The 12234-nt window shown below is 69.1% G+C and carries 13 protein-coding genes; 7 read left to right on the top strand and 6 right to left on the bottom strand.

Features of this window, described 5'->3' with window-relative positions:
- Window positions 1-92: 92 nt before the first annotated feature.
- From HD599_RS09480 to HD599_RS09460, 5 genes are all read left to right on the top strand, one after another.
- Window positions 93-1040: an NADP-dependent oxidoreductase gene (locus tag HD599_RS09480; RefSeq protein ID WP_184236497.1), complete on the top strand. Its 948-nt coding sequence runs from the start codon at window positions 93-95 to the stop codon at window positions 1038-1040.
- A 44-nt stretch (window positions 1041-1084) separates the two neighbouring features.
- Complete coding sequence (locus tag HD599_RS09475; protein ID WP_184236494.1) at window positions 1085-2098, top strand: LLM class flavin-dependent oxidoreductase; 1014 nt, start codon at window positions 1085-1087, stop codon at window positions 2096-2098.
- 83 nt (window positions 2099-2181) lie between these two features.
- Window positions 2182-2622 carry a hypothetical protein gene (locus tag HD599_RS09470; RefSeq protein WP_184236491.1) on the top strand — a complete coding sequence of 147 codons (441 nt, stop codon included), beginning with the start codon at window positions 2182-2184 and terminating at the stop codon, window positions 2620-2622.
- Window positions 2623-2679: 57 nt separating this feature from the next.
- On the top strand, window positions 2680-3276 hold the full coding sequence (locus tag HD599_RS09465; protein WP_184236488.1) for a hypothetical protein: 597 nt from the start codon (window positions 2680-2682) through the stop codon (window positions 3274-3276).
- 44 nt (window positions 3277-3320) lie between these two features.
- The gene (locus HD599_RS09460; RefSeq protein WP_184236485.1) at window positions 3321-3773 is read left to right on the top strand and encodes an SRPBCC family protein; all 453 of its coding nucleotides are present in this window, start codon (window positions 3321-3323) and stop codon (window positions 3771-3773) included.
- Between the two features lie 35 nt (window positions 3774-3808).
- On the opposite strand, the gene HD599_RS09455 is transcribed toward HD599_RS09460, so the two are convergent.
- A complete protein-coding gene (locus HD599_RS09455; protein ID WP_221420474.1) occupies window positions 3809-5065 on the bottom strand; it encodes a low temperature requirement protein A in 1257 nt (418 codons plus the stop codon).
- 41 nt (window positions 5066-5106) lie between these two features.
- Window positions 5107-7125, bottom strand: coding sequence for a M3 family metallopeptidase (locus HD599_RS09450; protein WP_184236482.1), 2019 nt, complete (start codon window positions 7123-7125; stop codon window positions 5107-5109).
- Window positions 7126-7245: 120 nt separating this feature from the next.
- Here HD599_RS09450 and HD599_RS09445 point away from each other — a divergent pair, with 120 nt between their 5' ends.
- Both HD599_RS09445 and HD599_RS09440 read left to right on the top strand, forming a co-directional pair.
- Window positions 7246-7878 (top strand): ArsR/SmtB family transcription factor, encoded by a 633-nt coding sequence (locus tag HD599_RS09445; RefSeq protein WP_184236479.1) that lies wholly within the window; start codon window positions 7246-7248, stop codon window positions 7876-7878.
- Between the two features lie 27 nt (window positions 7879-7905).
- A complete protein-coding gene (locus tag HD599_RS09440) occupies window positions 7906-8142 on the top strand; it encodes a hypothetical protein (RefSeq protein ID WP_184236476.1) in 237 nt (78 codons plus the stop codon).
- A gap of 35 nt (window positions 8143-8177) precedes the next feature.
- Here HD599_RS09440 and HD599_RS09435 read toward each other — a convergent pair whose 3' ends face one another.
- The 4 genes from HD599_RS09435 to HD599_RS09420 form a co-directional block, all read right to left on the bottom strand.
- A complete protein-coding gene (locus HD599_RS09435) occupies window positions 8178-8426 on the bottom strand; it encodes a hypothetical protein (protein ID WP_184236473.1) in 249 nt (82 codons plus the stop codon).
- Window positions 8426-8872, bottom strand: a complete 447-nt coding sequence (locus tag HD599_RS09430; protein ID WP_184236470.1) for a GNAT family N-acetyltransferase — start codon at window positions 8870-8872, stop codon at window positions 8426-8428. Before HD599_RS09430 ends, HD599_RS09435 begins: the two co-directional genes overlap by 1 nt.
- On the bottom strand, window positions 8869-11409 hold the full coding sequence (gene valS, locus HD599_RS09425; protein ID WP_184236469.1) for a valine--tRNA ligase: 2541 nt from the start codon (window positions 11407-11409) through the stop codon (window positions 8869-8871). The genes HD599_RS09430 and valS overlap by 4 nt, the downstream gene beginning before the upstream one ends.
- 89 nt (window positions 11410-11498) lie before the next feature.
- Complete coding sequence (locus HD599_RS09420; RefSeq protein ID WP_184236465.1) at window positions 11499-12182, bottom strand: hypothetical protein; 684 nt, start codon at window positions 12180-12182, stop codon at window positions 11499-11501.
- Window positions 12183-12234 lie beyond the last annotated feature (52 nt).

The raw sequence follows: 12234 nt of genomic DNA, 5'->3' as shown, positions 1-12234 counted from the left end.
ACCGGGCGTCACACGGGGCGTCGGAACTCCGACGCGTGTTACCAATTGAGTGTGGGGCGGATGCCCCCGCAGAGCGTTATGAGGAGAGAACGATGGCAGAAGCGACGGTTGTGCAGTACTCGCGCATCGGCGGTCCGGAGGTACTGGAGCTCGCGACGGTCGAGCGTCCCGTGCCCGGCGCGGGACAGGTGCTGGTGGAGGTGCTGACCGTCGGGGTCAACCCGATCGACGGCAAGCTCCGCGCCGGAATCCGCACGACGCCCCCGATCACGACGCCGCGCCGCACCGGCTCCGACGCCGCCGGACTCGTCGTCGAGGTCGGCGACGGCGTCGACGAGTGGGCGGTCGGCGACGAGGTCATCGTCAGCGCGAGCGGCGCCTACGCCACGTTCCTCGCGGTGGACGTGGCCAAGGTCGACCGCAAGCCCGAGGAGTGGACGTGGGAGCAGGCGGCGGCGGTGGGCGTGCCCGTCGGCACCGCGTACCAGGCGCTGCGGTCGCTCGGCCTGACGTCGGGCCAGACCCTGCTCGTGCACGCCGGCTCCGGAGCCGTCGGCCAGGCCGCCATCCAATTCGCCGTCGCATGGGGAGCGACGGTCGTCGCCACCACGAGCGCCGCGCGTGCCGAGATCGTGCGCGGTCTCGGCGGTATCCCCGTCGAATACGGCGACGGGCTCGTCGACCGCGTGCGCGAGGCGGCACCGCAGGGCATCGACCTCGTGCTCGACGGTGCCGGCACCGACGAAGCGCTCGAGGCGTCGTTCGAACTCGTCAGCGACCGGCAGAGCATCGGCACGATCGTCGTCGGGGCGCGGGCGGCCGAGCTCGGAATCCGCGCCTGGTCGGGCGGAAGCCCCGTGCCGCTCAGCGACGAGGAGCTGCGACTCCGGCGCGAGGGCGTCGGCGCGGCCGCCGAACTCGCCTCGATCGGGCTGTTCGACATCGAGGTCGCCGAAACCTTCCCGCTCGCCGAGGCCGCCGAGGCACAGCGCCGCGTCGAGACCGGCGAGGCCCGCGGCAAGATCGTGCTGCTGACCTAGCGTCGGCGGGAATGGCGTCGCGGGCGCCGGGGTTGTCTAGAGGGATGTCTACCTCAGCGCCTGTTCCCCTGTCCGTGCTCGACCTGGCCTCCGTCTTCGACGGGATGAGCCACGGCGAGGCCCTCGCCCAGACCATCGCGACGGCGGTGGAGGCGGAGAAGCTCGGTTACGGCCGCTTCTGGGTCGCCGAGCACCACGGCATGCCCGCGATCGCCAGCTCGGCGCCGGCCGTGCTCATCGGTGCGATCGCCGCGGCGACGTCCAGGATCCGCGTCGGCTCGGGCGGAGTGATGCTGCCCAACCACTCGTCGCTCGTGATCGCCGAGCAGTTCGGCACGCTCGTCGCGCTGCACGGCGACCGCATCGACCTCGGACTCGGCCGCGCTCCCGGCACCGACCAGCTCACGGCCTCCGTGCTTCGCCGCAATGTCGGCGCCGAAACCGTCGACGACTTCCCCAACCAGGTGATCGAACTGCTGGCCTGGTTCGGCACCATCGCGCCCCTCGAGAACGGCATCGGTTCGGCCATTACGGCCGTGCCGGGCCTCGGCGACTCGCCCGAGATGTGGTTGCTCGGGTCGAGCGGCTACAGCGCCCAGCTCGCCGGCATGCTCGGCCTGCCGTTCGCGTTCGCCCACCACTTCGCGGGCGGCGACAACACTCCGATCGCCTTCGAGATCTACCGCAAGCACTTCGAGCCGTCGGCGATCCTGCAGCGCCCGCACGCCATGGTGGCGGTGTCGACGATCGTGGGGGATGACGCGGCCGACGCCGAGCGTCTCGCGATGCCCAACGGGCTGATGTTCGCGCGCATGCGCCAGGGCGGCCGTCCCTCGCGCATTCCGACCATGGCCGAGGCTCTGGCGCACGACTGGACACTCGCCGAGAAGGCTTTCGTCGCCGAGCGTAACGCGCAGCAGGCCGTCGGAGATCTCGCGTACGTCAACCAGCGCATCGCCGACCTCGTCGAGATCACCAAGGCCGACGAGGTCATCGTGGTGCCGCAGGGGCCCGACCTCGAGTCGAAGCTACGCACGCTGCGCGACGTCGCCGCGTAGGCCTCCTCCTCCCCAGACGGCGGCGATTCAGTCGTCTGCACAGGCGAGGTCGGGATGTCGGAGGGTGACACGACACTCTCCGCATGACCAGCCGACCCGTCGCCATCGACCCGTTCCTCGCCGCCTTCGTCAGTGCCTACGCCCGTGGCAGACCCGCGCCCGAACTCGCCCGCACCGCCTACCTCGACGCGCTGTTGCGTCGCTGCGTCGAGGAGACGGGGCCGAGCCTGCTCTGCTCCGACTGCCGCACCCTGCTCGAGCTCGAGCGGGTGTTCGACCCGGCGGGCGCGTGCGCGCGGGTGATGCGGCTCGAGTGCCTCGTCATCGTGCTCGTGCACTTCATCCACCAGCCGTGGCTGCGCTCCGACCCGCTCGTGCAGATCGCGCAGTGGAGCTTCGTCGACCACCTGCTCGCCGCCGTCGAGGCGACCCCGCTCCCGGCCACGAAGGACATCTCCGACGCCCTGAAGAGTCTGCACAGCCATCTCGACCGGGCACTGCGGCGCGGACGGAACGGGCGATGACGCTCGCGGTGGTGGTGCACGGCGGAGTACGGTGGGCGCGTCGAGGGAGGTGCCCGCATGCAGACCATGGATCCGTCGCACGAGGGTGCCTGGCCCCGGGACATGGTGATCTCGATCGACCAGCCGTCCACGCTCACGCTCCTCCTGTTCGTGCGCAGCGCATGGGGCCTCGATGCCAACGGGGTCGCGCCCGTCGAGGCCGAGCCCGACCCGGGGTCGACCCGGGCGCCCGCTGGCCTCGACATGGAGGCGGCGAACGCGCGGTGGATCGACGACTGGGCCCGCGCGTTCGACGCGATCGTGCCGCGGCCCGAGTGGATCAGCCGCGAACCCGACGCGCTCACGCTGCTGATGCTCGAGGCCGATTCCGAGGGCTACTTCGACTGGGTCGCGTCGGTCGAGTCGTTCTGGCGCGAGGGCCTCGACGACGAGGCGTGCTGGGCGTGGCAGAGCCGGCTCACGGAACACCACGGCAGCCCCGAACACGACGCGGTCGAGTGGCTCGTGCCGGTGTGGCGGTCGGGGGTGACGACGATCGTCGAACTGCCGTTCGCCGGCTACTACGTGCGGCGCCTGAGCCGCGAGACGATCGTCGTGTCTGCCGCCACCCGGCGCGACCCGCAGCTGTACTCGCTCGCGCTCAGCACCCTGTAGGCCGGGGTTCCGCGGGGCTGCGCCCCTGGTCTACCGTGGTGCCCATGCAGACACTTCACTTCGAAACCAGCATCGACGCGCCCGTCGAGACCGTGTGGAACACCATGCTCGACGACGCCACCTACCGCGACTGGGCGGGAGTCTTCCACGAGGGATCGCACTACACGGGCGGGTGGCAGAAGGGCGAGGAGATCCGGTTCCTCGGCCCGAACGACGACGGTTCGCTCGGCGGCATGATCGGGGTCATCGTCGAGAACCGCGAGCACGAGTTCGTCTCGATCAAGTACACCGGGATGGTCGACGGCGCCGTCGACGACACGACGAGCGACGAGGCGCGCACCATCATCGGTACGCACGAGAACTACACCTTCGCGCCCGCCGGCGCGGCGACATCCCTGACCGTCGACATCGACGTCGACGACGACTGGGTGCCGATGTTCGAGGAGATGTGGCCCCGCGCCCTCGACCGGCTCACATCGCTGGCCGAGGCCGCCTGACGCCGCGGCCCGTGCATGCATAGGCGGGTGCGCGCCTAGGCGAGTGCGCGCCGCAGCGCCTCCTCCTCGTGGCGCCAGCCGAACACCAGGTAGCTGACCACCGTGACGACCGGGGCGGCGAGCACCACGACGAGACAGATCCCGACGGGCACCCCGGATGCCGCCAGCGCCACGCCGAGCGCCAGCAGACCCGCCGCGGCGAGCACCATGGCCCCGTGCGTCCAGTCGGCGACCCGCATGAGGAACGCGTACATGCCGAACACCACGAGGAGATAGGCGAGCACGGGGATCGCCACGCTCGCTACCGCCGCGGTCACACCGAGGTGGGACTCGTGCGCGACGACGTAGGCGGCGAGGTGCAGCCCCGCGCCCATGCCCGTGATCGCGGGGAAGATGAGAACGTGCTGATAGCTCCAGAGCTGCCCGCGCTCCCGGTGGCGCGTCAACACCGCGCCGGAGGGAAGCAGGAAGTAGATCCACCAGAGCGTGAACGTGAGCCCGGTGCCCGCGAAGACGAGCAGGGCGGCCTCGATGCTCCAGCCCGCGGTCTCCACGAGGGCGGCGACCGAGGCGACGGTGCCGAAGACGCCCTCGCCGAGCGCCACGATCGTGAGCAGCGAGTAGCGTTCGGCGAGGTGGTGGGCGTGCCACGGGGTGCCGCCGCGCAACCGTTCGGCGAGCACAGGACCGCCGATGTCGGCCGCCGCCGTGAGGAGCAGGATCGGCACGAAAACGGCGGCCGACGCTCCTCGGACGAGCAGCAGCGTCACCCAGCCGAGCTGCGAGACGCCCACGATGCCGGCGTATAGCAGCGCGCTGGCGCGGTGGGCGGGATCCTGCGCCGCCGCGCGCAGCCACTGCGCGATCATCGCGAGCCGCATCACCACATAGCCCGCAACCATGACCGAGTTGTCGAACAGGGTGCCGTGGTCGATCGAGGCGAACATCTGCGGGATGCCCAGCGCGAGGACGACGACGCCCATCATCTGCACCATCGTGGTGAGGCGGTAGAACCAGTCGTCGGTGTCGAAGGCGGACGCGAACCAGGTGAAGTTCACCCACGCCCAGACCACGCAGAGCATGGCGAAACCGAAGCCGCCCAGTGCCGCGCCGACGTGCCCCTCGGCGAGGACGTGCGCGGTCTGGTCGGCGGTCACCCCGAACGCGACGACGAAGGTGAGGTCGAACAGCAGCTCGAGCGGGGTCGCCAGTCGTCCGCGCTGTGCCGGGTCGCGCCCGACCATCCGCGACAGCCGGGGGCGCAGCGATACGGGAGGGAGGTCCGTCGTCATCCGCCCACTGTGGCAGAGCGGATCGGCGGTCGGCTAGCGGTTTACTCCTCGAGCCCGCGACGCTTCAGCAGCGGGCCGATGTCGGCGTCGCGGCCACGGAATTCGCGGAACGCCTGCAGGGGGTCCTTCGACCCGCCGACGCCGAGCAGCAGCTCACGGAACCGGGCGCCGTTCTCGCGCGTGAGGCCGCCGTTCTGGGTGAACCAGTCGACGGTGTCGGCGTCGAGTACCTCGCTCCAGATGTAGGAGTAGTAGCCGGCGTCGTACCCGCCCGAGAACGTGTGCGCGAAGTAGGTGCTCGAGTAGCGGGTGGGCACCGCGGTATTGTCGAGCCCGACCGCGGCCAGCGCCGAGGCTTCGAACTCTGCGACATCCACCACTTCGGTCTCGGCGGAGATCGCGTGCCAGGCCTGGTCGAGCAGGGCCGCGGCCAGATAGGTGCTCGTCGCGAAGCCCTCGTTGAACGACGACGAGGCATGTAGTTTGTCGACGATGTCCTGCGGCATCGGCGCCCCGGTCTCGTGGTGCACGGCGAAGTTCGCGAGCACCTCGGGCCAGAGGATCCACATCTCGTTCACTTGGCTCGGGAACTCGACGAAGTCGCGGAAGACGTTCGTGCCGGAGAACTTCGGGTAGGTGACGCGGGCGAACAGGCCGTGCAGCGCGTGCCCGAACTCGTGGAACAGCGTCGTGACCTCGTCGTAGGTCAGCAGCGTGGGGGAGCCCGCGGCGGGCTTCGGCACGTTCAGGTTGTTGACGACCACGGTGGGCTGGTCGAGCAGCGTGTTCTGCGAGATGAGCGAGTTCATCCAGGCTCCGCCGCGCTTCGAGTCGCGCGTGTACAGGTCGTAGATGTAGAGGCCGACCGGGGTGCCGTCGGCGTCGCTCACCTCGAAGACGCGGGCGTCGGGGTGGTAGGCGACGAGATCGTCGCGCTCGGTGAACCGCACGCCGTACAGGCTGGCCGCGGCGAAGAACACGCCGTCGTGCAGCACGCGCTCGGCCTCGAAGTACGGCCGCATCGACGCGGTATCGACGTCGTACGTCGCCTGCCGTACCTTCTCGGTGTAGAAGTCCCAGTCCCAGGCCGCGATCTCGACGTCGGCGAGCTCCTGCAGCGCCGCCTGCTCGTCGCGGGCGTTGCGGGCGGCGATCGGGGCGAGGGCACCGAGGATGCCGAGAACCGCCTCGGGCGTCTTCGCCGTCTCGTCGGCGGTGACGTAGGCGGCGTGGCTGTCGAAGCCGAGCAGCTGCGCACGCTCCGCCCGGAGGCGGGTGATGTCGAGCACGAGCTGCCGGTTGTCGAACTCGTTGTCCCGGCTGCCGCGCGCCCGGGAGGCGGTCATGATGCGCTCGCGCACGGAGCGGTCGGTGAGGGACGAGAGATACGGGTGTCCGGTCGGCAGCACGAGCGTCACGACGTATTTGCCCTCGAGGCCACGCTCGCGGGCGGCTTCGGCGGCGGCGGAGATCGCCCCCGCGTCGAGGCCGTCGAGCTCGGCCACGTCGTCGAGCACGACCGCGAGGTCGTTCGTGTCGGCGAGCAGATTTTTCTCGAACTTCGTGGTGAGGGTGGAGAGCTGCTTGTTGTACTCGCGCAGCGTCTCTTTGTCGTCGTCGCTGAGGCCCGCGCCGGCGATCGTGAACTCGGCGAAGTAGCGCTCGACGAGATAGCGGGACTCGGGGTCGAGCGCCTCGCGGTCGGCGTGCACGGCGGCGATGCGGGCGTAGAGCGCCGCGTCGAGCCGGATCGCGTCGCTGTGGGCGGCGTAGAGCGGGGCGATCTCTTCTTCGAGGTCGTTGGTGAAATCGGTGCTGTCGGAGGAACTCTTGTTGTAGAACACGGCCGAGACACGGTGGAGCACCTGTCCGCTGCGTTCGAGCGGCAGGAGCGTGTTCTCGAAGGTCGGCGCCTCGGGGTCGGCGATGATGCGTTCCACCTCGGCGAGCTGTTCGGTGAAGCCCCGGTCGAACGCCGGACGGTAGTGATCGTCGGTGATCTCGGCGAAGGGCGGCAGGCCGAAGGGCAGGTCGCTGGGGGAGAAGAACGGGTTCGTCATGCTGCAACATTACGGTCGCGCCCGCTCGGTCTCCGGGAGCGGGAGTCGCGTGGCGACATCCAAAGAAATTAATGCAAAGAAAGTCTTGCAAAGGATTGTCTGCAAAGGTATCTTTGCACCATGACGAATCCGCAACGGCCCACCGAGGGAATCCGCACCCTGGATATGACGAGCTTGAAAGCGCTCGCCCACCCGCTGCGGGTCAAGATCGTCGACACGCTCAGCACCTACGGCTCCCACACCGCGAGCGGCCTCGCCGCGCGACTGGGGGAGTCGAGCGGCGCCACCAGCTACCACCTGCGCCAACTCGAAAAGCACGGCTTCGTGCGCGAGGACACCGCGCGCGGATCGGCCCGCGAGCGCTGGTGGGAACGCTCTCCCGAGGGCATCACCGTGAACCCGATCGAGTATCCGCCGGGTGCGGCAGAGCGCTCGGCGAGCGATCTGCTGACCAGGGAGTGGCAGGTCAATCGTGACGCGCTGCTGCACGACTTCATCGCCCACGGCACCGACAAACTGAGCCGCGACTGGATGGCGGCGTCCACCGTCAACACCGTCAACTTGCGGCTCACGTCGCAGCAGATGCTAGAGCTCGTCGCCGAGCTCGAGACAGTCACCGAGCGCTATGCGGCGCTCTACAAAAAGGAGGGTGTGCCGGGCACCAGGCCCGTGCAGATCCAGCTCAACGCGTTCCCCGTCATGGACGCCGACGAGGTACCACAGACCCCCGACGATGTCGGTGGCACGGTCTAAATTCAGCACTAACGGGAAGGGAAGAGAATGAATGCCGCAAGCACAATCCAGCGGCGTGAGGTGCACCCGACGGCTCTCGACCGGGTAGCACTCTCCGTCGGCAACGCCCTCGTCGCCTGGGGCGAACGCAAGTCGCGAGCACGGGTCGTCACCATCGCCGACCGCGAGGAACACGCGCTGCGCGTCGCCGCCGCGCGCGAGGCGGAGACCGCGCTCAGCATGCGTGACGCGGGCGCGAACTACCCGCTGTACCGCATCTTCTAGACGGTCTCAGTCTTCGTCGAGCGGGTTCGACCGACTCAGTCTTCGTCGAGCGGGTTCGACCCGTCGAAAGTCGTCGAGACCAGGCCGGCATGGTCGACCCGGATGACGGTGCCGTCGTCGAGCTCGGCGACGGGCCGCCCCTCGAGCCAGGTCAGGGTCCAGCGCCACTGGCTGGTGTCCACCTCGGCGAGTTGCGCCTCCACGTCGCGGATCGCGAGCACAAATCCGGGCGAGAGCCGGTCGGGGGTCGCGCCGCCGACGGTCCAGCGTGTTCCGAGCTGCATCAGAGCCTCACTTCGTAGGTCAGGTAGTTCGTCTTGGTGGCCAGACGGTCGTAGACCCGCTGGGCCCGCTCGTTATCGTCGGCGGTGATCCAGCGGAGCGTTCCCAGGGGCGCCGTGGCGCGGGCAAGGCGGGTGATCTCCTCGATCAGGGCCGTCGCGACGCCGTGCCCACGCGCCTCGGGGGCCGTGTACAGGTCGTCGAGGTACCAGTCGATGTACCCGGTGAAGCTGTCGGGGTGCGAGCGGTACATGGCGATGCCGACGAGGGACCCGTCGAGTTCGGCGACGAGGGCGTCGAGCCCCGACCCCTCCGTCTGCAGGTGGGACCAGACGCGTTCCAAAATCTCGGGCGTGAACGCCGTCTTGTAGAAGACGCCGTACTCGCCGAAGAGACGCTCCCAGTCCGCGCGGTCACCCGCCTCGATCGGCCGGACGACGACGGTCACGCGGGCTGCTCCGCCAGCACGATGTCGCTCACCGCGACGGTGTCGGACTCGACGAAGGTGACGGTCGCGATACGGCCGACGCCTTTGAGGTCTTCGAGGCCCAGCTCGAGCAACGCGGGCCCGGAGATCGTGGCCGAGGTGACCTCGGTCTTCTGCGACGCCTTCGCGTCGGTCTTGGCGCGGCGGATGCTGATGAGCGCTTCGGAGACGAGCGGCAGGAGCCCGGTGGGCTCCTCCGAGTCGCCGGCGACGGGCCACGGCGCGGTGTGCACCGAGTCGTCGTGGGTCCAGCTCCACACCTCTTCGGTGGCGAACGGGATGAACGGCGCGAACAGGCGCAGCAGCACGTCGACCGCGGTGCGCAGCGTGAGCGCGGCGCTCGCCTGGCCCTCGGGCGTCGACGAACCGTAGGCGCGCTCCTTGACCAGTTCGAGGTAGTCGTCGCAGAAGACCCAGAAGAAATGCTCCGTCGTCTCGAGCGCGCGGGCGTGGTCGAACTCGTCGAACGCCTTGGTGGCGACAGCGACGACGCGGTCCAGTTCGGCGAGCAGGTCGAGGTCGAGTGCCTCGGTCACCCCGGCGCCCTCGACGGGTTCGGGGAACGAGTAGACGAACTTCGCCGCATTGAGCACCTTGATGGCGAGTCGGCGCCCGATCTTGATCTGCTTCGGGTTCTGCGGGTCGAAGGCGGCGTCGGTGCCGAGTCGCGACGAGGCGGCCCAGTAGCGCACCGCGTCGGAGCCGTGGTCGTCGAGCATGCCCTTGGGCGTGACGACGTTGCCCTTCGACTTCGACATCTTCTTGCGGTCGGGGTCGACGATGAAGCCGGAGATGCCCGCGTTCTTCCACGGGGCGACGCCCGACTCCTGCTCGGCGCGGAGCACGGTGGAGAAGAGCCAGGTGCGGATGATGTCCTGGCCCTGGCTGCGCAGCGAGTACGGGAACACGAGGTCGAAGAGCTCGGGGTCGGTCTCCCAGCCGCCGGCGATCTGCGGGGTGAGGGAGGAGGTGGCCCAGGTGTCCATGATGTCGACCTCGCCGGCGAATCCGCCGGGCTCGCCGCGCTGGCTCTCGATGAAGCCGGGGGCGGTGTGCGACGCGGGGTCGACGGGCAGCATGTCCTCGGTCGGCACGATGACCGCACCCTTGTCGCCGTTCTCGTCGAGCTCGTACCAGACGGGGATCGGCACGCCGAAGAAGCGCTGGCGCGAGATGAGCCAGTCGCCGGTGAGGCCGCCGACCCAGTTCTCGTAGCGCACGCGCATGAAGTCGGGCACGAAGTTGACGTCCTTGCCGCGCTGCAGCAGGCGTGCGCGCAGGTCGGCGTCGCGGGCGCCGTTGGCGATGTACCACTGGTGGGTGGAGATGATCTCGAGCGGCTTGTCGCCCTTCTCGAAGAACTTCACCGAGTGGGTGATCGGCCGGGCGTCGCCGACCATCTCGCCCGACGCCTTGAGCAGCTCGACCATCTTGGCCTTGGCGCTGAACACGGTCTTTCCGGCGATCTCGGCGTAGGCGGCTTTCGCCTCGTCGGTCGCGATCGCTTCGGGGGCGTCGGCGACGATGCGGCCGTCGGCGCCGATGATGGTGCGGTTCGGCAGGTCGAGTTCGCGCCACCAGATGACGTCGGTCACGTCGCCGAAGGTACAGATCATGGCGATACCCGAACCCTTGTCGATCTGGGCGAGGTGGTGGGCGACCACGGGCACCTCGACGCCGAAGACGGGGGTGGTGACGTTGGTACCGAAGAGGTGCTTGTAGCGGTCGTCGTCGGGGTGCGCGACGAGGGCGACGCAGGCCGCGAGCAGTTCGGGGCGGGTGGTCTCGATGAAGACGTCGTCGGCGCCGTCCCGGTGGAAGGCGAGACGGTGGTACGCGGCCGGCATCTCTTTGTCTTCGAGCTCGGCCTGCGCGACGGCGGTGCGGAAGGTCACGTCCCAGAGCGTGGGAGCGTCGGCCTGGTAGGCCTCGCCGCGCTCGATGTTACGCAGGAACGCGCGCTGCGCGGCGGTCTGCGCCTCGTCGCCGATGGTGCGGTACGACTGGTTCCAGTCGACGCTCAAGCCGAGCTGGCGCCAGAGCAGTTCGAACTGCTTCTCGTCTTCGGCGGTGAGCTTCTCACACAGCTCGATGAAGTTGCGACGCGAGACGGGCACCTGGTCGGCGGCCTTGCTCGACGCGTTCTCTCCGCCCTCGAGCGGCGGCACGTAGCCCTCGATGTACGGCAGCGACGGGTCGCAGCGCACGCCGTAGTAGTTCTGCACGCGGCGCTCGGTGGGAAGGCCGTTGTCGTCCCACCCCATCGGGTAGAAGATGTCCTTGCCCTGCATGCGCTGGTAGCGCGCGATGAGGTCCATGTGGGTGTAGCTGAAAACGTGGCCGATGTGCAGCGATCCCGACGCCGTGGGCGGGGGAGTGTCGATCGAGAAGACGTTCTCTTTGGTCGCGGAGTCGCGGTCGAACCGGTACGTGCCGCGGTCCTCCCAGCTGGTTCCCCACTTGTCCTCGAGTCCTTCGAGGGCGGGCTTTTCGGGCATGGGGTTCGGCATGGCGGCGCTCCGGTTCTATGGGCGGCACCGTGTCGTTGGTGAGGTGCCTGATGGGGTTCTGCGCTCTAATCTACCGGCTACCGCGTGATCGTGACGGTTTCGCTCTTCGTCGAGCCAGCGGCATCCTCGAGGGTCACGGTGTAGATCTGGGACTCTTGGTCGCACTGGTAGGCCAGATCGGTATAGGTGAAGACCGGTGGGAGGTCGCTCGCGTAGGGGGCGAGCTTCGCATCGGTGGTCTGCACGCCGATGAACGCGCGCTCGGCGTTGCTGCTCGACCACGAGAACGTGAGCGGGGCGTCGTCGTCGCCCTCCTCGCAGTCGGCGGTCGTCGGCGCTTCGAAGCTGTCGAAGGTGGGGCTGGCGACGGGTTCGACGGTGGGGGTGGGTTCGGGTTCCTCGGTCGGGCTGGGCGAGGGTGTGGGCGTCGGCTGGGCGGTGGCGGTCGGGGTGGCCGTGGCGGTGGGTTCGGGTTCCGGGTCGCCGCCGAACAGGATGACGAGCAGCACGATCACGGCGACCAACAGGGCGGCGCCGATGCCGATGAGCCACCGCAGCGCCGTGCGGCTTTTCTTGGCCGGCGGAGCGGGCGGGGCGGGCGGCGGCGTCGCGCCGGCGACCGGCTGCACGGTGGGCTGCGCGGGTGTCGTCGGCAGTTTGCGTGTCGGCGGGTACTCCTGCGGCGTCGCGCCCAGCGGATCGGGCGGGGTGACACCGTTCGACTTGGGATCGAAACGCTCGGTGGGAGTGTCGTCGCTCATGATTGCCCCTCACGATGGACCGGTCGCGTCGAGTCTAAAACCGCCCGCTCGG

The organism is Conyzicola lurida (assembly GCF_014204935.1).
In the GTDB taxonomy this organism is placed as follows: Bacteria; Actinomycetota; Actinomycetes; order Actinomycetales; family Microbacteriaceae; genus Conyzicola; species Conyzicola lurida.
Note: the sequence above shows the minus strand (reverse complement) of the source record. Positions and strands in the feature narration are given on the sequence as shown.